The sequence below is a fragment of the Pseudomonas sp. ChxA genome, from assembly GCF_030263855.1.
Classification (GTDB): Bacteria; Pseudomonadota; Gammaproteobacteria; order Pseudomonadales; family Pseudomonadaceae; genus Aquipseudomonas; species Aquipseudomonas fluorescens_CB.
In genome coordinates this window covers 3,429,988-3,455,964 of record NZ_JARPMK010000001.1, presented here as the reverse complement: position 1 = coordinate 3,455,964, position 25,977 = coordinate 3,429,988, and the positions used below count along the sequence as shown (strand labels likewise).

Annotated in this window: 32 protein-coding genes; 21 read left to right on the top strand and 11 right to left on the bottom strand. The window is 59.9% G+C overall.

Going from position 1 to position 25,977, the window contains the following annotated elements:
• Positions 1–96: 96 nt before the first annotated feature.
• On the top strand, positions 97–1,104 hold the full coding sequence (locus P5706_RS15435; RefSeq protein WP_285679862.1) for a DNA-binding protein: 1,008 nt from the start codon (positions 97–99) through the stop codon (positions 1,102–1,104).
• Here the strand turns inward: P5706_RS15435 and gorA are convergent, their stop codons facing one another.
• On the bottom strand, positions 1,105–2,463 hold the full coding sequence (gene gorA, locus P5706_RS15430; protein WP_285679860.1) for a glutathione-disulfide reductase: 1,359 nt from the start codon (positions 2,461–2,463) through the stop codon (positions 1,105–1,107).
• Positions 2,464–2,560: 97 nt separating this feature from the next.
• The gene (galU, locus tag P5706_RS15425; protein WP_003212579.1) at positions 2,561–3,400 is read right to left on the bottom strand and encodes a UTP--glucose-1-phosphate uridylyltransferase GalU; all 840 of its coding nucleotides are present in this window, start codon (positions 3,398–3,400) and stop codon (positions 2,561–2,563) included.
• Between the two features lie 308 nt (positions 3,401–3,708).
• On the opposite strand from galU, the gene P5706_RS15420 reads away from it, so the two are divergent.
• Together P5706_RS15420 and P5706_RS15415 are read left to right on the top strand one after the other, a co-directional pair.
• On the top strand, positions 3,709–3,897 hold the full coding sequence (locus P5706_RS15420; RefSeq protein ID WP_138817750.1) for an aromatic amino acid lyase: 189 nt from the start codon (positions 3,709–3,711) through the stop codon (positions 3,895–3,897).
• A 145-nt stretch (positions 3,898–4,042) separates the two neighbouring features.
• Entirely contained in the window at positions 4,043–4,327 is a 285-nt protein-coding gene (locus P5706_RS15415; RefSeq protein WP_285679854.1) for a hypothetical protein, read from the top strand.
• 9 nt (positions 4,328–4,336) lie between these two features.
• On the opposite strand, the gene P5706_RS15410 is transcribed toward P5706_RS15415, so the two are convergent.
• From P5706_RS15410 to P5706_RS15395, 4 genes are all read right to left on the bottom strand, one after another.
• A complete protein-coding gene (locus P5706_RS15410) occupies positions 4,337–4,567 on the bottom strand; it encodes a hypothetical protein (protein WP_138817751.1) in 231 nt (76 codons plus the stop codon).
• A 77-nt stretch (positions 4,568–4,644) separates the two neighbouring features.
• On the bottom strand, positions 4,645–5,568 hold the full coding sequence (locus P5706_RS15405) for a c-type cytochrome (protein ID WP_285679851.1): 924 nt from the start codon (positions 5,566–5,568) through the stop codon (positions 4,645–4,647).
• Entirely contained in the window at positions 5,565–6,212 is a 648-nt protein-coding gene (locus tag P5706_RS15400; protein WP_285679849.1) for a c-type cytochrome, read from the bottom strand. The genes P5706_RS15405 and P5706_RS15400 overlap by 4 nt, the downstream gene beginning before the upstream one ends.
• Before the next feature lie 171 nt (positions 6,213–6,383).
• Complete coding sequence (locus P5706_RS15395; protein WP_200433939.1) at positions 6,384–6,734, bottom strand: hypothetical protein; 351 nt, start codon at positions 6,732–6,734, stop codon at positions 6,384–6,386.
• 213 nt (positions 6,735–6,947) lie between these two features.
• On the opposite strand from P5706_RS15395, the gene P5706_RS15390 reads away from it, so the two are divergent.
• The 4 genes from P5706_RS15390 (at position 6,948) to ada (ending at position 9,232) form a co-directional block, all read left to right on the top strand.
• Positions 6,948–7,250 (top strand): DUF1883 domain-containing protein, encoded by a 303-nt coding sequence (locus P5706_RS15390; RefSeq protein WP_003173824.1) that lies wholly within the window; start codon positions 6,948–6,950, stop codon positions 7,248–7,250.
• Positions 7,251–7,276: 26 nt separating this feature from the next.
• Complete coding sequence (locus tag P5706_RS15385) at positions 7,277–7,435, top strand: hypothetical protein (RefSeq protein WP_200433958.1); 159 nt, start codon at positions 7,277–7,279, stop codon at positions 7,433–7,435.
• A 3-nt stretch (positions 7,436–7,438) separates the two neighbouring features.
• Positions 7,439–8,104 (top strand): DNA oxidative demethylase AlkB, encoded by a 666-nt coding sequence (alkB, locus tag P5706_RS15380; RefSeq protein ID WP_200433938.1) that lies wholly within the window; start codon positions 7,439–7,441, stop codon positions 8,102–8,104.
• Positions 8,105–8,179: 75 nt separating this feature from the next.
• Positions 8,180–9,232 (top strand): bifunctional DNA-binding transcriptional regulator/O6-methylguanine-DNA methyltransferase Ada, encoded by a 1,053-nt coding sequence (gene ada / locus P5706_RS15375; RefSeq protein ID WP_285679841.1) that lies wholly within the window; start codon positions 8,180–8,182, stop codon positions 9,230–9,232.
• Positions 9,233–9,286: 54 nt separating this feature from the next.
• Here ada and P5706_RS15370 read toward each other — a convergent pair whose 3' ends face one another.
• Positions 9,287–9,880, bottom strand: a complete 594-nt coding sequence (locus tag P5706_RS15370) for a CGNR zinc finger domain-containing protein (protein ID WP_285679839.1) — start codon at positions 9,878–9,880, stop codon at positions 9,287–9,289.
• A gap of 173 nt (positions 9,881–10,053) precedes the next feature.
• Between P5706_RS15370 and P5706_RS15365 the strand changes: the two genes are divergently transcribed.
• From P5706_RS15365 to P5706_RS15330, 8 genes are all read left to right on the top strand, one after another.
• Positions 10,054–10,932 carry an alpha/beta fold hydrolase gene (locus P5706_RS15365; RefSeq protein ID WP_285679837.1) on the top strand — a complete coding sequence of 293 codons (879 nt, stop codon included), beginning with the start codon at positions 10,054–10,056 and terminating at the stop codon, positions 10,930–10,932.
• A 109-nt stretch (positions 10,933–11,041) separates the two neighbouring features.
• The gene (locus P5706_RS15360) at positions 11,042–12,106 is read left to right on the top strand and encodes an NAD(P)H-dependent flavin oxidoreductase (RefSeq protein ID WP_285679835.1); all 1,065 of its coding nucleotides are present in this window, start codon (positions 11,042–11,044) and stop codon (positions 12,104–12,106) included.
• A 113-nt stretch (positions 12,107–12,219) separates the two neighbouring features.
• Positions 12,220–12,993, top strand: coding sequence for a molybdate ABC transporter substrate-binding protein (gene modA, locus P5706_RS15355; RefSeq protein ID WP_200433933.1), 774 nt, complete (start codon positions 12,220–12,222; stop codon positions 12,991–12,993).
• A complete protein-coding gene (modB, locus tag P5706_RS15350; protein ID WP_285682743.1) occupies positions 12,990–13,676 on the top strand; it encodes a molybdate ABC transporter permease subunit in 687 nt (228 codons plus the stop codon). The genes modA and modB overlap by 4 nt, the downstream gene beginning before the upstream one ends.
• 5 nt (positions 13,677–13,681) lie before the next feature.
• Positions 13,682–14,761: a molybdenum ABC transporter ATP-binding protein gene (modC, locus tag P5706_RS15345; protein ID WP_285679833.1), complete on the top strand. Its 1,080-nt coding sequence runs from the start codon at positions 13,682–13,684 to the stop codon at positions 14,759–14,761.
• Between the two features lie 74 nt (positions 14,762–14,835).
• Entirely contained in the window at positions 14,836–15,885 is a 1,050-nt protein-coding gene (locus P5706_RS15340) for a DNA topoisomerase IB (protein WP_285679831.1), read from the top strand.
• A gap of 124 nt (positions 15,886–16,009) precedes the next feature.
• Positions 16,010–17,644, top strand: a complete 1,635-nt coding sequence (locus P5706_RS15335) for an ABC-F family ATP-binding cassette domain-containing protein (protein ID WP_285679829.1) — start codon at positions 16,010–16,012, stop codon at positions 17,642–17,644.
• A gap of 69 nt (positions 17,645–17,713) precedes the next feature.
• Entirely contained in the window at positions 17,714–18,418 is a 705-nt protein-coding gene (locus P5706_RS15330) for a YoaK family protein (RefSeq protein ID WP_200433929.1), read from the top strand.
• 145 nt (positions 18,419–18,563) lie between these two features.
• Here P5706_RS15330 and P5706_RS15325 read toward each other — a convergent pair whose 3' ends face one another.
• From P5706_RS15325 to P5706_RS15310, 4 genes are all read right to left on the bottom strand, one after another.
• Positions 18,564–18,917 carry a lipoprotein gene (locus tag P5706_RS15325; protein WP_099489116.1) on the bottom strand — a complete coding sequence of 118 codons (354 nt, stop codon included), beginning with the start codon at positions 18,915–18,917 and terminating at the stop codon, positions 18,564–18,566.
• Between the two features lie 1,070 nt (positions 18,918–19,987).
• Positions 19,988–20,299, bottom strand: coding sequence for an AzlD domain-containing protein (locus P5706_RS15320; RefSeq protein ID WP_285679825.1), 312 nt, complete (start codon positions 20,297–20,299; stop codon positions 19,988–19,990).
• Positions 20,296–20,991, bottom strand: coding sequence for an AzlC family ABC transporter permease (locus P5706_RS15315; RefSeq protein WP_285679824.1), 696 nt, complete (start codon positions 20,989–20,991; stop codon positions 20,296–20,298). Before P5706_RS15315 ends, P5706_RS15320 begins: the two co-directional genes overlap by 4 nt.
• 75 nt (positions 20,992–21,066) lie before the next feature.
• The gene (locus tag P5706_RS15310) at positions 21,067–21,282 is read right to left on the bottom strand and encodes a hypothetical protein (protein WP_017138831.1); all 216 of its coding nucleotides are present in this window, start codon (positions 21,280–21,282) and stop codon (positions 21,067–21,069) included.
• 180 nt (positions 21,283–21,462) lie between these two features.
• On the opposite strand from P5706_RS15310, the gene P5706_RS15305 reads away from it, so the two are divergent.
• From P5706_RS15305 to P5706_RS15280, 6 genes are all read left to right on the top strand, one after another.
• The gene (locus tag P5706_RS15305; RefSeq protein WP_200432123.1) at positions 21,463–21,819 is read left to right on the top strand and encodes a metalloregulator ArsR/SmtB family transcription factor; all 357 of its coding nucleotides are present in this window, start codon (positions 21,463–21,465) and stop codon (positions 21,817–21,819) included.
• 19 nt (positions 21,820–21,838) lie between these two features.
• Positions 21,839–23,122 carry an arsenic transporter gene (locus P5706_RS15300; RefSeq protein ID WP_285679820.1) on the top strand — a complete coding sequence of 428 codons (1,284 nt, stop codon included), beginning with the start codon at positions 21,839–21,841 and terminating at the stop codon, positions 23,120–23,122.
• A 13-nt stretch (positions 23,123–23,135) separates the two neighbouring features.
• Positions 23,136–23,606, top strand: a complete 471-nt coding sequence (locus tag P5706_RS15295) for an arsenate reductase ArsC (RefSeq protein ID WP_285679818.1) — start codon at positions 23,136–23,138, stop codon at positions 23,604–23,606.
• Between the two features lie 9 nt (positions 23,607–23,615).
• On the top strand, positions 23,616–24,305 hold the full coding sequence (gene arsH, locus P5706_RS15290; RefSeq protein ID WP_285682741.1) for an arsenical resistance protein ArsH: 690 nt from the start codon (positions 23,616–23,618) through the stop codon (positions 24,303–24,305).
• A gap of 48 nt (positions 24,306–24,353) precedes the next feature.
• Positions 24,354–25,145: an AraC family transcriptional regulator gene (locus tag P5706_RS15285; protein WP_200432125.1), complete on the top strand. Its 792-nt coding sequence runs from the start codon at positions 24,354–24,356 to the stop codon at positions 25,143–25,145.
• A 74-nt stretch (positions 25,146–25,219) separates the two neighbouring features.
• Positions 25,220–25,831, top strand: coding sequence for a LysE family transporter (locus tag P5706_RS15280; protein ID WP_200432126.1), 612 nt, complete (start codon positions 25,220–25,222; stop codon positions 25,829–25,831).
• The last annotated feature ends 146 nt before the right edge of the window (positions 25,832–25,977 follow it).

The following is a 25,977-nucleotide window of genomic DNA, read 5'->3' as shown; positions in this document are numbered from 1 at the left end:
CCCATCTGTTAAATCATGAATTTAAACGATTTTTTATTCGTGATAGAGTATGTATTTACATACTACGTACCACAGTACTAAATCGACGGAGACCCCATGGCACGCGGCGGCATAAACAAAGCAGTGGTTCAAACGGCACGCCTGGCGATCCTGGCCCGCGGCGAAAACCCCAGTATCGACGCAGTGCGCATCGAGATGGGCAATACCGGCTCGAAAACCACGATTCATCGCTATTTGAAGGAACTCGATGACAGCGAAACCCGGCTGACCATCACTGAAGCGCCCATTGACGACGAGCTAGGTGAGTTGGTCGCGCGTTTAGCCCAGCGCCTTAAAGAGAAGGCGCAGGAGCCTATCGACTTAGCGCTGGCGCAATTCGAACAGCAAAAAGCCGCCCTGCTCGCTCAGATTGAAGCGCTGGAACTGAATCAAAGTCAGCTCAAGCAGCAATTGGATATCCAGGCCGCCGCACTGGCCGAAGAAAGCGCTGCCTTGCAGACCGCCAGCACCAGCCTGCAAACAGAGCAAACCCGCAATGCGGGGCTGAGCCAGGCATGCAGCGATTACGAGCTGCGCATTAATGACAAGGACGAGCAGATTCGCTCGCTGGAAGACAAGCACCTGCACGCGCGTGACGCGCTCGAGCACTACCGCAATGCGGTCAAGGAGCAACGCGAGCAGGAACAACGGCGCCATGAGGGCCAACTGCAGCAGGTACAGGCCGAACTGCGCCAGGCGCAACAAAGCGCCATGGTGCGACAGGATGAGATCACCCAACTGCATCGCGATAATGAGCGCCTACTGATCGAGCACCGCGTGACCAGCAAGGAGTTGACCGCCCTGCAAGAGCAATCACGCAAGGAACAGGCGCAGCGGCAAACACTCAGCGAACAGCTGGGCCGGATAGACAATGAACGCACCCTGCTTCAGGAGCGCTTGCGGGTTGCGGTAGAGGAAAGTCAAGCGCGCCAGGCGGCGCTGAATGAGCAACAGCAGGTGAGTAAAACCCTGGAACTGGACCTGATCAAGGCCCAGGCCAGTATCGAGGCATTGCGCCTGGCGGCCGTCGTTGCAACGCCGCCAGAGGCAACCGCCGAGCCCTGATCAGCCCGCCACAGGTGTGCGCATGGTGACGAACTCTTCCGCCGCCGTAGGGTGCACGCCGATGGTTTCATCGAAATGCTGCTTGGTCGCGCCGGCCTTGAGCGCGATCGCCAGGCCCTGGACGATCTCGCCGGCGTCCGGCCCAACCATGTGGCAACCCAAGACTTTGTCGGTGTCGGCGTCGACCACCAGCTTCATCAAGGTTTTTTCCTGGCAATCGGTCAACGTCAGCTTCATCGGCCGGAAGCGGCTTTCGAAGATCTGCACCTTATGGCCGTTCTTCTTCGCGTCTTCTTCGCTCAAGCCAACCGTGCCGATATTCGGCAAGCTGAACACCGCGGTCGGGATCATCGCGTAATCCACCGGGCGGTATTGCTCGGGCTTAAACAGGCGACGAGCAACCGCCATGCCTTCGGCCAGCGCGACGGGCGTCAATTGCACACGCCCGATCACATCACCAATGGCCAGGATCGAGGCTTCGGCGGTCTGGTACAGGTCGTCGACTTCGACAAAGCCACGCTCATCCAATTTGACGCCGGTATTTTCCAACCCCAGGTTGTCCAGCATTGGGCGGCGGCCGGTGGCGTAGAACACGCAATCGGCTTCCAGCACGCGGCCGTCTTTGAGGGTGGCCTTGAGGCTGCCGTCGGCCTGCTTGTCGATGCGCTCGATATCAGCATTGAATTGCAGGTCGAGGCCGCGCTTGGTCAGTTCTTCCTTCAGGTGCGTGCGCACCGCGCCGTCAAACCCGCGCAGAAACAGGTCGCCGCGATACAGCAAGGTTGTGTGCGCGCCCAAGCCATGGAAGATGCCCGCAAACTCAACGGCGATGTAGCCACCGCCGACTACCAGCACGCGCTTGGGCAGCTCTTTGAGGAAGAACGCTTCGTTGGAGCCTATAGCGTGCTCACGGCCCGGGATTTCCGGGATCTGCGGCCAGCCGCCTGTCGCGATCAGGATGTGCTTGGCCGTAAAGCGCTCGCCATTGATCTCCACTTGGTGCGGATCAACCAAACGCGCGTGCCCTTCGTGCAGGGTCACGCCGCTGTTCACCAGCAGGTTGCGATAGATACCATTGAGGCGGTTGATTTCACGATCTTTGTTGGCGATCAAGGTCGCCCAGTCAAAGTTCGCTTCACCCAACGACCAGCCAAAACCGCTGGACTGTTCAAAGTCTTCGGCGAAATGCGCGCCGTACACCAGCAGTTTTTTCGGCACGCAACCAACGTTCACGCACGTACCACCCAGGTAACGGCTTTCCGCCACCGCCACCTTGGCGCCAAAACCTGCGGCAAAGCGCGCCGCGCGGACACCGCCGGAACCGGCGCCAATTACATACAGATCAAAATCGTAGGCCATTTCACTCTCCTCGGCAGCTCATCAGCATACCGACTTACATGGGGCTGAAAAACGAAAAAGCCACCCGAAGGTGGCTTTTTGGGCGAGCTACTGTGAATCAGTAAGCCTTACCGGTCTTGTAGAAGTGCTCGTAGCAGAAGTTGGTGGCCTCAATGTAGCCTTCAGCGCCACCGCAGTCGAAGCGACGGCCTTTGAATTTGTAGGCAATCACGCAGCCATCTTTGGCTTGCTTCAACAGGGCGTCGGTGATTTGAATCTCGCCGCCTTTGCCTGGCTCGGTTTCTTCGATCAACTTGAAGATGTCCGGCGTCAGGATGTAACGACCGATAATCGCCAAGTTCGAAGGTGCATCTTCCGGCGCTGGTTTTTCAACCATGTCACGCACGCGAATCAGGCCATCACCAATGTCGTCGCCGGCGATCACGCCGTACTTGTTGGTTTCCTGAGGGTCGACCTCTTGAACCGCAACGATGGTGCAACGGTATTTCTGGTACAGCTTGACCATCTGGGTCAGTACGCCGTCGCCTTCCAGGTTAACGCACAGGTCGTCAGCCAGGACCACGGCGAACGGCTCGTCACCGATCAGCGGGCGGCCGGTGAGGATGGCGTGGCCAAGGCCTTTCATCTGGGTTTGACGGGTGTAGGAGAACGAGCACTCGTCGAGCAGTTTACGGATGCCGACCAGGTACTTTTCCTTGTCGGTGCCCTTGATCTGGTTTTCCAGCTCGTAGCTGATGTCGAAGTGGTCTTCCAGCGCGCGCTTACCACGGCCGGTAACGATGGAGATTTCGTTCAAGCCGGCATCCAGTGCCTCTTCGACGCCGTACTGAATCAGTGGCTTGTTCACCACCGGCAGCATCTCTTTGGGCATGGCTTTGGTCGCTGGCAAGAAGCGAGTGCCGTAACCGGCTGCTGGGAACAAGCATTTCTTGATCATATAAGTCCTTACAAAGGGCTGTGCGTACGGAATTCGGCGCAGTCTAATCAGGCCGCAGTCACCTTACAATGGGTCCTGCTGGCGTTGCGATGTCAACATAGAGAAAAAATCTGCGCGTAAGTTCCGCTGATCCTACGAAGAGCACTCACTCACGGCGCGGCTAAACCAGCCTTTGCCCCTTTGCTTAAAAGGGCTTCAATGGTTTTAGCATGCTTTTCGATGCAGGGCACTGACCTGCAACAACTTGCGCGCCCCAGGGCCAATTGGCGCTATCATTACGCGCTTGAACCACACCACGAGATTGATAGATGTCAGAACCAAAAGGCGTAAACGGCTACCTGATCACCCAGCGAGCGGACGGCTGGCACCTGATCAACTTCCACGGCGACAGCGTCGCTGGGGTATTCGCGAGCGAAAGCATGGCCATTGCGGTGGCTGAAGTGTTTGTGGACGAAGCCGGCCATGCATCGAGCAAGCGCCCCAAGGACAAAAAGTAAGCGCTATTGCGTCGCGCACAAAGCCCCGGTCGACGGGGCTTTTTTGTGTTTGTCTGTACCTTGATGGCCGTTCGCTATAATCTTGCTGCAAACGCCCCACGACAGTGTCTGCGCCCCTCCTACACCCTCGACGACGACCCAACTCATGAACAAGATTCTGGCACTGACTGCGGCCCTGGCGCTGATGACCGGCTGCACCACCACGTCCGACACCTACCTTAAAAACGGCGAGCAAGGCCTGACCATCGATTGCTCGGGCGAGGCCAATTCGTGGGCCAGTTGCTACGAAAAAGCTGACGCTTCATGTGCAGGCACCGGTTACCGCATCGTCGGCACCGAAGGCACACCAGCACTCAGGGAAAGCGACAAGACCCTGGGCAAAGACGTAGGTAACTTCAAAAGCCGCAGCGTCGTGGTGGTGTGCAAGTAACCCTGCGGGTTACAGATGAACTTCGGCGAACTTGATGCCCAGGCCACGCAAGGTCTCGATCAGGTCATCCAGGCGCGGGAATGACTCAACCTCGTCCTGATCGTCTACCAGGAAGTAACTGCGACCGCCGCTCTTCTTGAAAAATACGATCCACTCGCCCAGGTCGGCGGGGTTCTGGATGACATGGGTGGCCGATATTTGGCCTTCTGCATGTCGGGCTTTGACGTGTTCTCTTTTCATGACGGGCTTTCCAGGAAGGACAAATGCCGCGCAAACCCAAGGTTTGAGCGGCATCTTTGCATTGAATGGCCGACAGTTTAACGGATGCCCTGCCCGATCAGCACGCCCTCAACCGTCTGGCCGTAAAGATTGACCCCGTCATTGGCGTGGAACTTGACCCGGGTCTTCTCTATCGAGCCTTCGACCAGGCGCGGGTCCTGCGGCCGTTCATGGCTGTTGACGTAGGCCGCCACGTCCCACGCCTGCTGATCACTCAGGCTGCCGCCCTTGCCCAACGGCATGTTGTGCTTGATGAACGACGCAGCCGTGTTGATTCGATGCATGCCGGCGCCCCAGTTGTACGAATCTTTCCCCCAAAGCGGCGGCATCACATAGCTGTCACCGACCTTTTGCCCCTGCCCTTCACCGCCGTGGCACACCGCGCATTGGCCCTTGTACACGTCGGCGCCCTGGCCCAGGTTGTAACCCTTGGCCGGTTGCGCCACGTCCGGGTAGCCGCGCCCCGCAAGCTCCACACCCAGCGGCGCTTTGCTGGCTAACCAATAGGAATAGACTGACAGCGCGGTAATCTCCGGGCTGTCGGCTGCCGGTGGCGTGCCGCCATTCATGCTGAACTGGAAGCAGCCCTGCAAGCGCTCGGCAAAGGTGTTGACCTTGTCGTTCTTCTTTCGATACGCCGGGTACATCGGGTATGCGCCCCATAGCGGCGCCGAGTTGGCCAGGCGGCCCTGATCCAAGTGGCAATTGCTGCAGTTGAGCCCGTTGCCGACAAACTGTGGCGCCAGGCGTTTGGTGTCGACGAACAAGGCGTAGCCCTGGCGCACCAGCTTGCCGTAGGCATTATCGGGCAACTCACTTTCCTGCGGTGGCTGGAACTGATCGGCCGCTGCGGGCTTGGCCGACAGCTGCAACTGGGATTGGTCTTGCATGGCAATTGGTGCCGCATGGGCAGGCAATGCAGCCAGCAAGCCGAATATAGACGCTAACGTGAATGGCTTCATGGCTTGGCCTCCAACTTCAACGCCGCAAAATACTGGGCAACGCCCTGCACTTCTTCTGCCGTCAGGGACTTGGCGATATGGCCCATCAAGTCATTCGGGTCGTTGTGACGGCTACCGTTCTGCCAGGCCATCAATTGCGCCGCCAGGTAAGCGGCAGGCTGGCCCGCCAGCGGAGGGAATGCGTCGCCCACGCCAGCACCGGCAGGCCCGTGGCAACTGACGCACGCGGGGATCTGACGCTCCCAGGCACCTTGCAGCGCCAGCTTTTGCGCGGCGCCCACTGGCATTTCGCTGCGATACGCCGTTGCGACGGCCGGAAACGGCATCGCCGCCACCGCCTGGCTGACCGCCGTCATTTCCTCTTCAGTCAGCGCCTTGGCCAACGGCTGCATCACCGGATTGCTGCGCGCGCCGCTGCTGAAGTCAGCCAATTGTTTGCGCACATATTCGGCCGGCAACCCTGCGAGCCTGGGGAAACCGGCGACAGCCAGGCCCGACCCATCGGCTCCGTGGCAAGCCACGCAGGGCATGGCGCCCGGTTGCGACCCGCCTTCGGTAAACAGCTTTTTTCCCTCCAGCGCCTGGGCATTGCCCAATAACAACAGCAACGCGCTGCCTATCAACAGTCGTTCCAGAGACATCATCACGGCTCCTTCCTTATAGTTATATGCTTAGACTACAAACGCATAAGCTTACAAATAGTAGGGCAATGATCCTTAGGCGACAACATTCAAATAAACACAAAAAAAAGCCCGACCCTGCCAAGGCAGGGTCGGGCTTTTCTATCGGGATCAGTAAGCGGATAAACCAAGGGCTTAGCCGGAGATGCAATCCTCCGCGGCTTTCTTGATATCGCCTGGGCGAATCGGCACATTTGACATGCTCTCATAGAGCTTGATACTGCTGCCGCTGGAGCGATCTTCAATCTCGAAGATCGCCGAAGGGTCGGCCGAGAATTTCTGCGGCACAATTACCTGTACGCCGTCCTTATGCGGTTCGATCTGCGACGGCCTGCGGGTCGCTTCCAGTTTACGGACCACACACGCGGCATATTCAGGCGGTTTTTTGCCTGAAATAACCACTAAGGTTGGCGGGGTCTGCTTGATATCTGCAACCGAAGCACATCCACCTAACGCCAAGGCCAGAACCAACACACTCCACTTCATACTTAAACCTCCGATAAAGACCCTACGACAGCGTAGAGAGGAAATTTCTCCCGCATATGTAGGATTTATCTCTGAAAACTCGGGAAATAACTGTTTTAAATTGTCGAAGTCGTCGACGACGACCCGATAATAATCACGTCAGGGCTGATAAACTCTATCTTAACCTACGTATCATTCTGATTTTTCAGAAAAAGCCCTTCTGGAGACACCCCCATGAAATTCATCCACCAGCGCGAGCACCTCAACGAGGGCGACATCGTTGTCATCGAATGCTCGCAGACCTGCAACATTCGCCTGATGAGCGATGCCAATTTCCGCAGTTTCAAGAACGGTGGCCGCCACACTTACCACGGCGGCGCGTTTGACAAATTCCCGGCGAAAATCACCGCCCCCAGCACCGGGTTCTGGAACATCACCCTGGACGTGGTCACGCGCCGCGCCATCAGCGTGACCCGTAAACCGGCATTGTCCCACAAGATCCGTATCGTTCGCCGTACCAGCACCAAGCTGAGCTAAGCCGAACCCTCGACAGGAAAACCGTTGTGACCAAATACGTTATGAAATACAAGCTCAATGGCGAACGCCGCTTTGAATTCGCCCTGCTGCAATCGGGAAGCGTTGAAGAAGCCAAAGAAGCCTTGGCAAAAATTCACGATGCCAGCGATGTAATCACCGACATCACCGTGAGCAAGGCGCTCTAAACCATGCCAGGCCCGACGGCTGATCTGTTCGCTGAGGATGCCTTGCAGCAACCGGCGGGGCGCGAGCAGATTGGCGAAGAGTCCTACGTGCTAAGGGGCTTCGCCTTGCCCTGGATTGAACGCCTGCTGCCTGAGTTGCGACGGGTGTTGGCCCAATCGCCGTTTCGGCAAATGGTCACCCCCGGCGGCTTCACCATGTCGGCCGCACTCAGCAGTTGCGGCGCTCTGGGCTGGACCACCGATAGCGCCGGCTACCGCTACAGCCCCATCGACCCACGCAATCAGCAGCCGTGGCCGGCAATGCCCGAGACGTTGCGTGAACTGGCCACGCTTGCCGCAGCCGAAGCTGGCTTCAGCGCATTTGCCCCGGACGCTTGCTTGATCAACCGCTATGTACCGGGCGCCAAGATGTCACTGCACCAAGACAAAAACGAACGTGGCTATAGCGCCCCAGTCGTTTCAATCTCCCTGGGTTTGCCGGCGATATTCCTGTTTGGCGGCCACGAGCGCAGCAGCAAAACCCAGAAAGTCTCGCTGTTCCATGGCGACGTAGTGGTCTGGGGCGGTGTCGATCGCTTGCGTTTTCATGGGGTGATGCCGATCAAGCAAGGCGTGCATCCGATCATGGGCCCGCAACGCATTAACCTGACCTTTCGCACCGCCGGCTAATTTGAGCGCAAGCTTCAGAGTGCCGGCCATCAGCAACGCGGTTAATCTGGCCCTGATCCGTCAAGAGTGCAGGCCATGACCACCGAACAAGACCCACGCTGGGCCGCTATCGTTGCCCGTGATGCCAAGGCCGACGGCCTGTTTGTCTATGGTGTGAAAACCACCGGCGTGTATTGCCGCCCCAGCAGCGCCTCGCGGTTGCCACGCCCGGAAAACATCGAGTTCTTCGACACGGCGGCGCAAGCCGAAGCAGCGGGTTATCGCCCGAGCAAGCGCGCAGCCGGCGACCAGACTCAATTGGCCGCCCACCATGCCCAACTCGTGGCTGAGGCGTGCCGACAGATCGAGCTGGCCGAAACCCCGCCCAGCCTGGAAGCACTCGCCCATGGCGCCGGGTTAAGCGCATTCCATTTTCATCGCGTGTTCAAAGCCGTCACCGGCCTGACACCCAAGGCCTACGCCAGCGCCTTGCGTTCGCGCAAAGTCCGCCACAGCCTCAAGGGCGAGCATTCGGTGACAGACGCGCTGTATGACGCGGGCTTTAATTCCAACAGCCGCTTTTATGAATCCGCCGATCAGCTGCTCGGCATGAAGCCCAGCGACTACAAGGCTGGCGGCACTAACAGCAGGATTCTTTTTGCGCTGGGCCAATGCTCGCTGGGCGCGATTCTGGTGGCGCAAAGCCAACGCGGCGTGTGTGCGATTTTATTGGGCGATGACCCGGACACCCTGCTGCGCGACCTGCAAGACCAGTTCCCCAATGCCGAACTGGTCGGCGCGGACCCTGCGTTCGAACAGTTGATCGCCCAGGTCGTGGGTTTTATCGAAGCCCCTGCTCTGGGTTTGAATTTGCCCCTGGATTTGCGCGGCACCGCCTTTCAGGAGCGCGTGTGGCAGGCACTGCGCGACATCCCGGTGGGCAGCACCGCCAGCTACGCGCAGATTGCTGCGCAGATCGGCGCGCCCAAGTCGTTTCGTGCGGTGGCCCAAGCCTGCGGCGCCAACAGCCTGGCGGTGGCGATTCCCTGCCACCGCGTGGTGCGCAGCGACGGAGCGCTGTCGGGCTACCGCTGGGGCGTAGAGCGCAAGCGGCAACTGCTGGAGCGCGAACAGTCGGTGAAACGCTAGCGAATGCCGATATACACACCGGCGACAATCTGAGCGCTTGCAGCGCTGCCTGCTTTAAAGCGCCAGTTTTCGTTTACGGAATTCGGCCACCTTATGCCGGTTGCCACACAACGCCATGCTGCACCAGCGGCGCTTGTGAGCCTTGGTCCGATCATAAAACCACAGGATGCATTCCGGATGCTCGCAGCGGCGAATCAAGTTGAAGTCGCCGGCCACCAATAAGTCAGCCGCTGCTTCGGCAATCGGCGATAAAAATTGCTCGGCGGTCTGCACTTTGCGCTGGCGCTCCAAGTGCGGCGCTCCGGATGCCGACCAAACCAGCTGCGGATGGCTCACCGCCTTGCGCAAAAAGCCGTTGAGGGCCGCCGGGTTGGCCGCTTGGCCCAGCTTGCGCGCGGCGACCAGTTCACGAACCACCTCACGCAGCTCCCGCGCTGCACGCAGCAACGCGCCGTCTGCAAATACCGGCATGCCGCTCTCCTCAGCCCACTGCAAGCGCAGCAGCCAGCGCTGCACGTCGGCGTCTGCCTGCCAGAAATCCCACGGCACGCCGTCGATGTTCGCCAGGGTATTGAGCATGTCCAGTACCGGTTCATCGGCCAAGACATAGGGTTCGGGCGGTGCAGTTGCGGGCGTTGAAATGGCCATGACGAGTCCTCTTGATCACCGCGCAATCGTAACCGCTATTTTCACTTATGGATAGTTACAGAGACCAAAAATGTAACCCGTTTAATTAATTTGACAGGTTACATATTTTGGCGCAGCTTTTTAATAAGTAACCCGTATAACCACCCAATCAAGTTACAGAAGGCGCCCTGATCATGTCTATCCAAGCCCCTGTCGTTCGCTACCACCACGTCGATGCCGACGGTGTGCGCATGTTCTACCGTGAAGCCGGCGACCCCACGGCCCCGGTTATTTTGCTGCTGCACGGCTTCCCAAGTTCCTCGCATATGTACCGTGACCTGATCCCGCTGCTGGCGACGCGTTTTCGGGTGATCGCGCCGGATTTGCCGGGCTTTGGCTTCACCGAAGTGCCCGCCGAACGTGACTACCACTACAACTTCGATAACCTGGCAACCACCGTGGGGCATTTTGTCGATGCGCTGAACCTGACGCGCTACGCCCTGTACGTATTCGATTACGGCGCACCGGTTGGCCTGCGGCTGGCCGTGGCGCATCCACAACGGGTCAGCGCGCTGGTCTCGCAAAATGGCAACGCTTACCTGGAAGGCCTGGGCGATGCCTGGGCACCGATTCGTGCCTATTGGGCCGAGCCCAGCCAGGCCAATCGCGAGGTGATCCGCAACGCGGTGATCAGCCTCGAAGGCACGCGCTACCAGTATCTGCATGGGGTAACTGAACCTGAGTTGGTCGCACCGGAGTCTTACCTGCTGGATGTGCTGTTGATGCAGCGTCCAGGCAACGCTGAGATCCAGTTGGACCTGTTCCTTGATTACCGCAACAACCTCACGCTGTACCCGGCGTTCCAGGCGTTTTTCAAGGCCACACAGGTACCGACGCTGGTGATCTGGGGCCAGAACGACCCGTTTTTCATTCCGCCTGGCGCCCATGCCTACGCAGGCGACAACGCGAATGCCGTGGTCGAACTGTTGGACACCGGCCACTTCGCCCTCGAAACCCACGCCGCGCATATTGCCGAGCGCATTCACGCGGTGCTGGGGCATGCCATCGACTGACCTGAGCGCACGAAACCACCGCTTCGTCCAGTGAATAAAACAGACTGGCCGGGTGCCAATGGCCCTGCTAAAACAGCGCAATGTCCTACTGACGCTGGAGACGCATCCCATGAGCACCTGGCCAGACACCCGCATTCTCGACCTGCTGGGCATTGACGTACCCATCATCCAGGCGCCGATGGCCGGCGCCACCACCCCTGCGATGGTCATCGCCGCCAATCAGGCCGGCGCCTTGGGCTCAATGCCCGCCGCAGCGCTGAGCATCGAGCAACTGCGCGAAGCCTTGAGCACCATTCGCCAGGCCAGTTCCGACCCCATCAACGTCAACTTTTTCTGCCACCAATCACCTGCGGCGGATGAAGGTCGCGACCGGCACTGGAAAGAGTTACTGCACCCCTACTACCACGAGCTTGGCGCAGACTTTGACGCGCCGACACCCGTATCCAACCGGGCACCCTTCAATGATGCTGCTTGCACAGTCGTCGAAGAATTCCGCCCCGAGGTGGTGAGCTTTCACTTTGGTTTACCGGAACAAGCCTTGCTCGATCGGGTAAAAGCCACCGGCGCCAAAGTGCTGTCCTCGGCGACCACCGTCGAAGAAGCCATTTGGCTCGAACAGCATGGCTGCGATGCAATCATTGCGATGGGCATTGAAGCCGGTGGGCACCGAGGGATTTTCCTCAGTGACGACCTCAACACGCAAATAGGCTTGATGGCGCTGGTGCCGCAAATTGTCGACGCGGTGAAGGTGCCGGTGATCGCCGCAGGCGGCATTGGTGATGCTCGCGGCATCGTCGCAGCATTGGCCCTGGGTGCTTCGGCGGTGCAAATCGGCACTGCCTACCTGTTTACCCCTGAAGCCAATGTCAGCGCCTCCCACCAGCATGCACTGCGTCACGCCCAGGCCAGCGAAACCGCGCTGACCAACCTGTTCACCGGCCGACCGGCACGCGGCATCGTCAATCGAGTGATGCGTGAGCTCGGTGCGATCAACCAGGCGGCACCGGCATTCCCTACCTCTGGCGGCGCCCTGATGCCGCTCAAGGCCAAGGATGAAGCCGGCTTCAGCAATCTCTGGGCCGGCCAGGCGCTGCGTCTGGGTAAAGATATTTCCAGCTATGACCTGACCCGTCAGTTGGCCGAACAGGCGCTGGCCAAGCTCAACCGCAACTGACACCTGGGGCAACTTTGCACTGTACCGGCAATGGCCAACCGCTATATATTCCCATACATAGCGGTAAAGCCTTCTACCTATAACAAGCCGTACAACCCCCAAGGAGCTGCTTCATGATGATCCGCGCCTCACGCCTGGCCCCTACTGCACTGGCCACCCTCATTGCCGCTTTTGCTTTTGGCTCAGCCCACGCTGATGAAGTCCAGGTGGCTGTCGCCGCCAACTTCACCGCGCCGATCCAGGCGATTGCCGCCGATTTCGAAAAAGACACTGGCCACAAACTGGTCGCCGCCTACGGCGCTACTGGCCAGTTCTATACCCAGATCAAGAACGGTGCGCCGTTTGAAGTGTTCCTCAGCGCCGATGACACCACCCCGCAAAAACTTGAAACCGAAGGCGATACGGTCAAAGGTTCGCGCTTCACCTACGCCGTCGGCACCCTGGCGCTGTGGTCGGCCAAAGAAGGTTACGTGGATGCCAAAGGCGACGTGCTGAAGAAAAACGACTTCAAACACCTGTCCATCGCCAACCCGAAAGCCGCGCCTTATGGCCTGGCGGCCACTCAAGTGCTGGCTAAAGAAGGCCTGACCGAGAAGGTCAAGGACAAGCTGGTCGAAGGCCAGAACATCACCCAGGCCTATCAGTTCGTGTCCACCGGTAACGCCGAGCTGGGTTTTGTCGCGTTGTCGCAGATCTACAAAGACGGCAAGGTCACCAGCGGTTCGGCGTGGATCGTCCCGGCGGCCATGCATGATCCGATCAAGCAAGACGCGGTGATCCTCAACAAAGGCAAGGACAGCGCTGCGGCCAAAGCCTTGGTTGAATACCTCAAGGGGCCAAAAGCCGCTGCGGTGATCAAGTCCTACGGTTACGAATTGGCCAACTGACTATGCCGCTGTCGAGTGCCGATTTTTCCGCCATCTGGTTGACCATCAAACTGGCGTCACTGACGACTGTGATCCTGCTGATCATCGGCACTCCGATCGCCCTGTGGCTGGCGCGCACCCGCTCCTGGTGGCGCGGCCCCATAGGCGCGATTGTCGCGTTGCCGTTGGTGTTGCCACCGACGGTGATCGGCTTTTACCTGTTGTTGACCATGGGCCCCAACGGCTACTTCGGCCAGTTCACCCAATGGCTGGGCCTGGGCACCCTGACTTTCAGTTTCGCCGGGCTGGTGATCGGCTCGGTGATCTATTCCATGCCATTTGTGGTGCAGCCGTTGCAAAACGCCTTCTCTGCCATTGGCACGCGCCCATTGGAAGTGGCGGCGACGTTGCGCGCCAATCCTTGGGACACGTTTTTCACGGTGATCCTGCCCCTGGCCCGCCCGGGGTTTATCACCGCCTCGATTCTGGGCTTCGCCCACACCGTCGGTGAGTTCGGCGTGGTGTTGATGATCGGCGGCAATATCCCCGACAAGACCCGTGTGGTCTCGGTGCAGATCTACGACCACGTCGAAGCCATGGAATACGCTCAGGCCCATTGGCTGGCCGGTTCCATGGTGGTGTTCGCTTTTCTCGTATTGCTGGCGCTCTATTCCAGCCGTAAAACCAAGATGGGCTGGAGCTGACCGCAATGATTGATGTACGCCTGAACCTGAAGTACCCAGGCTTCGCTCTGGACGTGGACCTGCACCTGCCCGGCCGTGGCGTGACCGCACTGTACGGGCATTCCGGCTCTGGCAAGACCACGTGCCTGCGCTGTATCGCCGGGCTTGAGCGGGCTGAAGACGGGTTTATTCAGATCAACGAAGAGGTCTGGCAAGACAGCCGCAATGGCGTGTTTGTACCGCCGCATAAACGCGCACTCGGCTATGTGTTCCAGGAAGCGAGCCTGTTTCCTCACCTGTCGGTGCGCGCCAATCTGGAGTTCGGCCTCAAGCGTATTGCCCGCGCGCTTCGCCGTGTGGACATGGCCCAGGCCGCCGAACTGCTGGGTATCGGCCACCTGCTTGAACGCCACCCGCAGCACTTGTCCGGCGGCGAACGCCAGCGCGTCGGCATCGCCCGCGCCCTGCTCACCAGCCCGCAGTTGTTGTTGATGGATGAGCCGCTGGCGGCCCTGGACAGCAAGCGCAAAAGCGAGATTCTGCCCTACCTCGAACGCTTGCACGATGAGTTGGATATTCCCGTGCTGTACGTCAGCCATGCCCAGGACGAAGTCGCGCGCCTGGCCGATCACATCGTGCTATTAAGCGACGGCAAGGCGCTGGCCAGCGGCCCCATCGGCGAAACCCTGGCACGCCTGGATTTGCCGATGGCGCTGGGCGATGACGCCGGTGTGGTCATCAACGGCACGGTGGTTGCCTTTGACGCGCACTACCAATTGCTCACCTTGCAGCTACCCGACAGCCCTTTGCAGATCCGTGTGGCCCATGCGCCGCTGGCGTTGGGTAAACATTCGCGGGTCAAGGTGCAGGCGCGCGACGTCAGCCTCAGCCTGCAGGCCGAAGAAGCCAGCAGCATCCTCAACCGCTTGCCGGTGACGGTCACCCAGGAAATAGCAGCGGACAACAGCGCCCATGTACTGGTGCGCCTGGACGCTGGCGGTACGCCGTTGCTGGCGAGGATTACACGCTTCTCCCGCGATCAACTGCAACTGCATCCGGGCCAGGCCTTGTGGGCGCAAATCAAGGCGGTGGCGGTGCTGGCGTAAGTATTTGGCACGCGCGCAAAACCCTGCGGTCAATCAGGTATACCGGCCTGATCTATTGCCAAGGAACTTGCACCATGCCCGACTCTGCGCTGCCTGCCGACCTGCCCCGCGACCTGCATTATGTTGACGACAGCCAACCCGGCATCCGCCGTAAAAAGCTGCGTGGCAAGTTTCAGTATCTCGACCCCAAAGGCCAGCGCATCACCGATGCCGATGAAATCAAGCGCCTGAATGCGTTGGCCGTGCCACCGGCCTACACCGACGTGTGGATCTGCGCCGACCCACACGGCCACCTGCAAGCCACCGGCCGTGATGCGCGAGGCCGCAAGCAGTATCGCTACCACACGCGCTGGCGCGAAGTGCGCGACACCGACAAGTACTCGCGCCTGCAAGAGTTCGGCAATGCCTTGCCCAAACTGCGCAAGCAGTTGGAAGCGCAGATCGCCGCGCCGGGGTTCACCCGTGAAAAAGTCCTGGCCACCGTGGTGATGCTGCTGGACGCCACGCTGATCCGCGTCGGCAACACCCAATACGCCCGCGACAACAAATCCTATGGGTTGACCACCCTGCGCAACCGCCATGTGGACATCAAGGGCAGCGAGATCCAGTTCCAGTTTCGCGGCAAGAGTGGCGTCGAGCATCAGATCAGCGTCAAGGACCGGCGCCTGGCCACGGTGGTCAAGCGCTGCCTGGAGTTGCCGGGGCAGAATCTGTTTCAGTACCTGGACGAAGACGGCGAGCGCCACACCGTCAGTTCCCACGACGTGAATGCCTATTTGCACAGCCTTACCGGCGCCGACTTCACCGCCAAGGACTACCGCACCTGGGCCGGCACCGCGATGGCGCTGGCGGTGTTGCGCGAATTGGAGTGGCAGCCCGAATCCGATGCCAAGCGCCACGTGGTGGCGATGGTCAAAGATGTCGCCAAGCAGTTGGGCAATACGCCGGCAGTGTGCCGCAAGTGCTATATCCACCCCGCCGTACTGGAGCATTTCAGCCTGGGCGAGCTGTCCAAACTGCCCAAGCCACGGGTGCGCAAAGGCCTTAAAGCCGAAGAAGTCGCGCTGGCGATGTTCCTGGAGCAATTGACTGCCGACTTGCCCAAGCGCGCGAAGCTGGGTTAGCCTGCGGGTCCCTTCTGACTCACGGGATGAGCGCCGACGTGAACAACTAAGCCTTCCAAAATGTATCTGCAACGAGCCGCCTGGCGCGCTTGTTGGCCTGTTCGACATTTTTTTGGAGGTGCTGATGACTGACGTCAAACGCCTGCCCGTATTGGTTTCCCTGCAACACGTGTGTTTCCAGTTCGCCAATGGCGAAACCTTGCTGGACGACCTCACCCTGTCCATTGATTACACACCCACCGGGATTGTCGGCCGTAATGGTCACGGCAAAAGTATCCTGGCGCAGCTGCTTGCCGGGGTGCTTGTGCCCTCTTCCGGTACGCTGGACGGCAGGGCCCGCGTAGCTTACGTCGCCCAGAGCCTGACGCTGCACTCTGGAGAAAGCCTTGCCCATGCGACTGGCACCGCCCAGGCATTGGCCGCACTTGAGCGCATGGCCCGAGGCGAGGCCCGGGCCGGTGACCTTGAGCTGATTGACGATCGCTGGGACCTTGCCGAACGCTTGCGCACGGCACTGGATGACGCCGGCCTGCATGCGCTCGGTTTTGAAGCCCCGGCCAATCAACTGAGTGGCGGCCAACTGGCCAGGGTTGCGGTGATCGGCGCATTGTTGGCGGCGCCGGATTTGCTAGTGTTGGATGAGCCCACCAACCACCTCGACAGCCATGGCCGCGAGTGGCTGCTGCGCGTTCTGAGCGAGTGGCGTGGCGGTTTGGTGGTGGTCAGCCATGATCGACAGCTGCTCAATACACTGTCACGCATCGTCGAACTGTCGCCCCTTGGCATGCGTGTGTATGGCGGCAACTACGATGCCTATCGCCAGCAGCGCGATACCGAACAGCACGCTGCCGCCCTGGCGCTTGAACACGCTCGCCTGCAACGCAGCCGCGAACGCAAGCGCCTGCAAAAAGATCACGACAGCCTGCAACGCAATGCCGCCCGCTCACGCAAGCATGCCGAAACCGCCAACGTTGATCGCTTTACCAAAGCCCGCTGGAAAGGCGCCGCCAAGGAAATCGTCAGCACGGTGCGCAGCGCTCACCACGCCTACAAGAATGAGCTGGATGCGCAGGTGCGCCAAGCCTATGCGCGTGTCGTCGATGAAACCCCGACCTTGCTCGCCCTGCCCGGCTCGGCCTTGCCCAATGGCCGACACGTACTCACCCTGGAGCATGCCCAACTGCCATGGCTCGACCCGCACCAGCCTGCGACTTACCTCACGCTCAACCTGATCGGCCCGGTACGCGTGGCCGTGCGGGGGCCGAACGGTTGCGGCAAGTCCACGCTGCTCAAGCTGCTGGCAGGCCAATGGCAAGCCGTCAGCGGCAGCTGCACGGTGCCGGTGCCCGCCGCCTATATCGATCAGCACCTGGCACTGCTGACGGATGAGCGCTCCATCGTCGGACAACTCAATTTGCTCGACACGCCACTGGCCGAAGCCGAGCTGCGCACGCGCCTGGCCTTGTTGCAACTGGACGCCCTGCGCGTCACCCAACCCACCGGCCAACTGAGCGGCGGCGAACGCTTGAAAGCCGCCATGGCGATTGCCTTGTGGCGCGACTCCCCGGCGCAACTGCTATTGCTGGACGAGCCCACCAACCATCTGGACCTGGAATCGGTACTGGCCTTTGAGCAGGCGTTGCGCGGGTTTACCGGGGCCATTGTCGCAGTGTCCCATGACGAGGCGTTCATTCAGGCGATCCGGCCGACCCACCACTTGATCTGGCAGCCCACCGGCTGGCGCCTGGAAAGTGTCTGAGGTCATTGCACACGCTGCAGAAGCGTCCTACGGTAGTGGCCGAATAATCTCAACGCGGAGCCCGGTCCCATGTTGCCCTCGTCCCAAAGGCCTTACGCCAATGCAGCGCTTGCCCATCGCCAACGCTGGCGCGGGCGGGTCGGCTTGATGCTGGTGGCCAGCCTGTCGGTGCTGGCAGGCATGACCGATGCGATTGGCTTTATGGCCAGCGGGGATTTTGTTTCATTCATGAGCGGCAACACCACGCGCCTGGCGGTGGCGATCAGCGCCGGTGACCTGGGCCTGACCGGGCGCCTGCTGTTGCTGGTGGCAGTGTTTGTGCTGGGCAACGCCCTGGGCGTGGTGGTCAGCCGCTTCAGCCGCCGGCATGCGCTGCCTTTGCTGCTGTGCATCGCTGCCTTGCTGTGCGGCGCGGCGCTATGGCCTTTCGAGGATATTCTGCCGGCGCTGCTGGCGGCGATCCTGGCCATGGGCATGCTCAATGCCGCCGTGGAAGAGGTCAACGGCTTGCCGGTGGGCTTGACTTATGTGACGGGCGCGCTCTCACGTTTTGGGCGCGGGCTGGGGCGCTGGATGCTGGGGGAGCGGCGCAATGGTTGGCGGGTGCAACTGGTGCCGTGGGCCGGCATGTTTGTGGGCGCCGTCATCGGTGCCGTGCTGGAGCATCACCTCGGGCTCAAGGCGCTGCTGATCAGTGGTGCATTGGCCGCCGTGCTGGGGCTGGTGTCACTGAAGATTCCCCGGCGCTGGCATTTGGGCTACATGCCGCGATAGGAAGCAAACGAGGCCCGCTCGACGTTCAGGCCTCGACGTCCGTGTACTGGTAAAGAGCCATCACGTCGAGCGAGCGGGAGGAATGATAAGCCAATGCCCGGCGGCTGTCCTGCCGGGCTTTTCCGAAAAATGCTAAGGAGTCAGCCTACAGACAGGTTGCCAGTGCGGCCAAACGACGCTTGGCCGGCATCGTGTCCTGGGCGGCATAGTAGTTGACGCTGGAACCGGCACCGGCTACGCGCACATCGGCAAAGTAGTCGCCGCCAGTGGTGTAGACGGTAAAACCACCGGCTTCGAGCGGCTCTTTGAAGCCACCGGCATCAACGCCGAACACTGCCTCGTCCTGCCAGCCGAACTGGATGCACTGGGCAACCACCAATGTAGCCTTGTCCGACGCCAGGGTCTTGTAGGGCTGACCGCTGCGCGCGTCTTTCATCTTCGAGCCCGCACAACCGGACAGTGCGGCCACTGCCAATGCGCCAATTACCAGCTTTCGCATGCCATTGCTTCCTTGGAAAAACTGCGACTCTACCACTGTCCGCTGATTGTCTGATGCGTGCATGAACTTTGTTTCACTGTGAAAGGTGCGCTTGGCACCTATAATCGGCAGGCTCATTTTTAAGAAGTCTCCCTTCTGCCCGCTCTCCCGCGGGCTTTTTTTTGCCTGCGTTTTTTTGGGGGTCGGTTGAGCGCGCGGTGGTGATGTTTGTTGGGGGCATATCCATTTCTGCGGTAACGGCGGCTTATGGTTCCGCTCTTACAGCGGGTCACTTTTGTAAAGACACAAAAGTAACCAAAAAGTCTTCGCCCCAACACTCGGTGCCTCGCTTAGGCTCGGCATGCCCGCAATCCGACAGTGATTTGGGGGGCCGCCGCGATGGGCCATCCTTGGCCCAGCGCGGCTAAACCGGCATCCCTGCCGGGTTACCCCCCAAATCCCTGTCAGATTCCGGCCATCGTGTTTAACGGGGCGATTTCAGATCAAGATCAAAAGCGCAGATCAAAAGACCGCTGACTTCGTCATCGAAAAGGATGTAAGGGCCAGAGCAACAGCAACAGCAACAGCAGAGCCATACTCGGTCAAAGGTAGGAGCTGGCTTGCCTGCGATAGCATCAACTCAGTGTGCCTGATGTACCGAGGTGTCTGCATCGCAGGCAAGCCAGCTCCCACAGAAAAGCAGTTCTTCAGTGTATTCAGATAGGCTTTTGCTTTGCACTTGACCTGGCTTTTGCTTCAACCACTCAGGTCGGCTTTCAGGCCGCCGTGCTGTAGATCTTGATCTTGATTTTGATCTGAGACGCCCCGTTAACCACGCTGGCCGAACGCAGGCTTGAATCCGTGGGTAACCCGGCAGGACGCCGGGTTAGCCGCGCTGGGCCAAGGATGGCCCATCGCGGCGGCCCACGGATTCAAGCCGGAGTGAGGGCATGCCGAGCCTAAGCGAGGCACCGAGTGGTGGGGCGAGGACCTTTTGGTTACTTTTGCGTCCTTGCAAAAGTGACCCGCCGTAAGGGCGGAACCCTAAGTAGCCCTGACCGCAGCAACGGATATGCCCCCAAAGCCCCCCCTCAAAACCACCAGCGAAACAAATAGAACAACCCCATGCTCAACAGCACCGTAATCAACACGCTACGGGTCCAGAACATCAACGCCACCGCACAGACCCCCGCCAACAAGTAAGGATTACCCAGGCTCAGATTCAACTTATGGTCGGCAAGAAAAATGATCGGCCCACAAATCGCCGTCAGCATCCCAGGCACCGCGAACCCCAGAAACTCCCGCGCCCCACGGTTAAGCCGCACCGGCAAACGCGGCTCGATAAACAGGTAACGGTTGAGAAAGACCACCAGCCCCATGGCCACAATCATGATGTAGATCATCGCTGCCCTACCCCCAGCCGTTTGCATGCAAATCCCGCCGTCATGCCCAACACCCCGGACGCCACCACCGCCGATTCCCAGTGCAAAAAGCTCAACCACACCGAAAACAGCAACGACACCGCCACACACACCACCGTCGGCACATCACGCACCACCGGCGTAATCAACGCGATAAAGGTCGCAGCAATCGAAAACTCCAGACCCAACTGGTCAAGCCCGGGAATGCTCTTGCCGAGCACAATGCCGGCCAGAGTAAAGAGGTTCCAGGCGATGTAAAACGTCAGCCCCACCCCCAACGCATACCAGCGATTAAACGTCTCGCGGTCATAGTGGTTAACCAGCGCGAAGAACTCATCGGTCAGCAGAAAGCCCAAGCTCATGCGCCAGCGAGCGTTGAGTGACGAGAGTGTCGGGCGCATGTGCATGCCATACAACAAGTGCTGGGAAGTCAGCAGCAACGTGGTCAACACAATCGAGATCAGGCTGGCGCCGCTCTTGACCATGCCGATGGCCACCAACTGCGCAGCACCGGCAAACACGATGGCGGACAAACCCTGGGCTTGCAGCGGGGTAAATTGCGCGTCAATGGCCATGGAGCCGGCGAGTAGCCCCCACGGCGCACAGGCCAGGGATAACGGAATAACGGCAATGGCGCCGCGGGCGAAGGCGTAATGCGGTAAGGCAGTATGCATGGAGACGGCTCATCGACAGACAGTCGACAAGCATGCCAGCCTTTAAAGCGGGTTGTCTTGAACGATCTTGCTCACTCAGGCGAGCTTGACCGATACCTGCTCCACCGAGTCGCGCGCCTCACGCAGTTCATGGGCGTCCTGGTTGAGCCGGTGAATGGTATTGAGCAGGCGTTGGCGCAGCACTTCATCGCCGAGTTTTTCGACGGCGCGCATCAGGTCAAACGCCGCAGTTTCGTTGTTGTCCGCGACGGAATCGAGGGTCTTGCGCAGGTTGCGAGTGGCACGGGTCACGCGGGTTCATCCTTCATCAGCAATGGGCAGGCACTTTAGGACATTCGTGTTTCATTTTAATTTCAGTCACTTGTGGTGCATTGCGCAGGATTTGATCCACATCAATCGAATTCAAGAATTGACCTACATATTCGAATATCCGTATATTCGAATACACATATATGCAAAAGACCCCTGATCATGTCGGACTTCTTCTCCCCGCCCACCCTGTTCAAATGCCTGGCCGACGCCACCCGCGCCCGCCTGACGTTATTGATCCTGCGCGAAGGCGAACTTTGCGTGTGCGAACTGATCCATGCTCTGGACGACAGCCAGCCAAAGATCTCCCGTCACCTGGCACAACTGCGCAGTTGCGGGTTGCTGCTGGATCGTCGTCAGGGCCAATGGGTCTACTACCGCATCAACCCGGCACTGCCCGCCTGGGTCACTCAAGTGCTGGACACCACCTTGCAAGCCAACCAACCCTGGTTGCACCACGACGCGCAGCGTCTTGATGCCATGGGCGACCGACCACAACGGGCCAGCACCTGCTGCTGAGCCATCGGAGCGTTTATTCATGCTTGTCGCAATTGGCATTTTTATCTTCACCATCGTCCTGGTCATCTGGCAGCCCAAAGGCCTCGGTGTCGGCTGGAGTGCAAGCATGGGCGCCATTCTGGCGCTGGCCTGCGGGGTGATCAGCCTGGCGGATATTCCGGTGGTGTGGCACATCATCTGGAACGCCACCGGCACCTTTGTTGCGCTGATCATCATCAGCCTGCTGCTCGACGAAGCCGGCTTCTTTGCCTGGACCGCCCTGCACGTGGCGCGTTGGGGCCGTGGGCGGGGCCGGCGGCTGTTTGCCTATATGGTGCTGCTCGGCGCGCTGGTTTCGGCGCTGTTTGCCAACGACGGCGCGGCGTTGATCCTCACGCCCATCGTCATGTCGATGCTGCTGGCCTTGCGCTTTTCCCCGGCGGCCACCCTGGCGTTTGTCATGGGTGCTGGGTTTATCGCAGATACCGCGAGCTTGCCGCTGGTGGTGTCGAACCTGGTGAACATCGTCTCGGCGGATTACTTCAAGATCGGTTTCAACGAATACGCGGCGGTGATGGTGCCGGTGAACTTCGTCAGTGTCGCGGCCACCCTTGCGGTACTGCTGTGGTTCTTTCGCCGCGACATTCCCCAAGCCTACGACCCGGCCGACCTCGAAGACCCCGCCAGCGCCATCCATGATCGTGCGACCTTTCGCGCCGGCTGGTGGGTGCTGGGGATCTTGCTGGTGGGCTGTTTCGCATTAGAGCCGCTGGGCATTCCCATCAGTGCAATTTCTGCCGTGTGCGCCGTGTTGCTGCTGGTGATCGCCGCCAAGGGCCACACGATCTCTACGCGCAAAGTGTTGAAAGAAGCGCCGTGGCAGATCGTGGTGTTTTCCCTGGGCATGTACCTGGTGGTCTACGGCCTGCGCAACGCCGGCCTGACCACCTACCTCGCGACCTGGCTCGACACTTTTGCCACCTATGGCGTGTGGGGCGCGGCCATGGGCACCGGCGTGCTGACGGCGCTGTTGTCGTCGGCGATGAACAACCTGCCGACGGTGCTGATCGGCGCACTGTCGATCGAGTCCAGCCATGCCGTGGGCGTGGTCAAGGACGCGATGATCTACGCCAACGTGATCGGCAGCGACCTGGGCCCCAAAATCACCCCGATCGGCAGCCTGGCCACTTTGCTGTGGCTGCATATCCTGGCGCGCAAAGGCATCACCATCACCTGGGGTTACTACTTCAAGGTCGGCATCGTCCTGACCTTGCCGGTGCTGTTGATCACCCTCGCCGCCCTCGCCTTGCGCCTGAGTCTCTGAAGGAGATACCGCTGTGAAAGTCCTGTTCATGTGTACCGCCAACAGCTGCCGCAGCATCTTGTCCGAGGCAATGTTCAATCACCTGGCGCCGGCAGGTTTCGAGGCGATCAGCTCCGGCAGTTTCCCCAAGGGCCAGGTGCTGCCGCGCAGCCTCAGCACGTTGCAGGCAGCGGGCATCAGCACCGCAGGTTTGTACAGCAAGGGCAATGACGCCTTTGAGGGCAGCCCGCCGGATGTGGTGATTACGGTGTGCGACAAGGCCGCAGGCGAAGCTTGCCCGGTGTATTTCGGGCCGGCGGTGAAGGCGCATTGGGGGTTGGAAGACCCGTCGGATGTTCAGGGTGATGAGGCCCGCGTGGACGCCGCGTTCAAGGCCACGCTCAGCACCATCGAAGGGCGTTGCAAGGCGTTCCTGGCCTTGCCCTTCGCCCAACTCAGCGCTGCCGAGTTGCAGGCAGAACTGGCCCGCATAGCTGCGCTTTAACCGGAGCACATAATGACCACGCTGCCCAACCTCAACAGCACCCTCGCAGGCCCACTGCCTGCAGGGTCCGGCCACCCTCCGCGCATCCTGCTGCTTTACGGCTCCACGCGCCCGCGTTCGTTCAGCCGTTTGCTGGTGGAGGAAGCCGCGCGGCTGTTGCGCCACTTCGGTGCCGACACGCGCATTTTCAACCCTTCGGGCCTGCCGCTGCCCGACGATGCACCCAACGATCACCCTAAAGTCCAGGAGCTGCTGGACCTGATGCAGTGGTCTGAAGGCCAGGTGTGGTGCTCACCCGAGCGCCACGGTTCGATGTCGGCGGTGTTCAAGGCCCAGCTCGACTGGGTGCCGCTGGCCCTCGGCGCCGTTCGCCCGACCCAGGGCAAAACGCTGGCGGTGATGCAGGTGTCCGGCGGCTCGCAATCGTTCAACACTGTTAATCAGCTGCGCGTGCTGGGGCGCTGGATGCGCATGTTCACGATCCCCAACCAATCCTCGGTACCCAAGGCATTCATGGAGTTCGATGACCAGGACCGCATGAAGCCATCGGCGCTCTACGATCGCGTGGTCGATGTGATGGAAGAATTGGTCAAGTTCACCGTATTACTGCGTGATCGCCCAGACTTGGTGGACCGTTATTCGGAGCGCAAGGAAAGCGCCGACGAGCTGTCGCAGCGCGTCAACCAACAGTCGATTTGAGCGGCGCTGCTGGCGTATGCTCATGCCAACCGCATTCAGAGCTGAATCATGAGCACTCTGCACCACGCCTGGCTGGGCAACTACGAAGTCAGCAGTACCGCCTGCACCGGCCTGACCTTTGCCCGCCATAGCCATGATGAATGCGTGATCGGCGTAAACCTGGTCGGTGAGGAAAAGGTCTGGCTGGACCGCCGCGAGTTCGAAGCCGGGCCAGGCAGCATCACACTGTACAACCCCGGTCAGATTCAGGGCGGCGGCGCGGCGCAAGGCGCGCCTTGGCACTTTGTCAGCCTGTATGCCACGGCCGATCAGTTGGCGGCTGACCTTGGGTTGGCGCAACTGGAGTTCGATCGCTCGATGTGCTTTCAGCCTGATCTGGCGCAGCGCCTGGCTGCGGCGGTGAAAGGCGCCTTAAGTACCGACGCATTGCTGCGCGACCTGAATGAAGAGGCGTTGGTGTTGCGACTGGCTGAGGTGGTGAGTGTCAGTGGTGTGCGTGTGCCTGGCAGCACAGCAACGGGCAAAAGCATGATCAATCGCGCCCAGGAATTGCTCGCTGCGCACTTGCATCAAGTGTTGCCTCTGGATCAACTCGGCGATGAGCTGGGATTGTCCAAATTTCACCTGCTGCGCGCCTTCCAGAAGGAAACCGGGCTCAGCCCTAGGCAATGGGCGATGCAACTGCGCACCCGCCGCGCCAAAGGCCTGTTGCGCAACGGGGTGGCGGCCAGCGAAGTCGCGCATGCCTTGGGCTTTGCTGACCAAAGCCACCTCAATCGGCATTTTCGCGCCGCTTATGGCATCACGCCCGGCCGCTATCAAAGCGTGTTGAAGCGCTGAACAGCGCAATCTGGTTCAAGACGTACCCTTTCCCCATCGCCACACTGCCTGCACTTTCTTGAAGGAACGCGGGCATGTTGACGATCTTCTTTTACGCGCTGGTATTCGGTTTTGTGTTTTGCCTCTCGCCCGGTGCCGTGCTGGCAGAGACGTTGCGCCGTGGCTTGCTGCACGGTTTTACCCCGGCCTTGCTGGTGCAGATCGGCTCATTGGTAGGCGATGCGGTGTGGGCGGTGATCGGCCTCACCGGCATTGCCCTGCTGATCCAGCATGACGCGGTGCGTGTGCCGCTGACGGTGGTCTGCGCGCTGTACCTGGCCTGGCTGGGTATCCGCAGCTTGATCGATGCCTGGCATTTGCCGGAGGCGAGCAACGCGCCCGCCAGCTCCGGGAAAAATGCGCTGGCGGTGGGCGCGGCGATTTCCCTGGCCAATCCGAAAAACATTGTCTATTGGGGCGCGCTGGGCAGCGCCTTGTCCGGCATCGTTGGGACCACACCCAGCCATGGGCAAACGTTGATGTTTTTTGCAGGTTTCATGCTGGCCTCAGTGTTGTCGTGCTTTCTGATTGCAGCGCTGGTCAACCTGCTGCGCAAGAATGCCTCACCGTTATGGCAACGCATCAGTTATGGCGCCTGCGGTGTGGTATTGATCTATCTGGCAGTTCTGGCCGCACACGGGATATGAAGTTATATATCGCACAACTTGTCGATGCGGCTTATCTGAATAAACTCTGAACACCGACGTATTTAACCAACTATGCGTTGACATTTTGTAGCCCGCTGAGTAGATTGCCCCTGCCCACAACCGGGGCCTTTTTTAAACCTCACAAA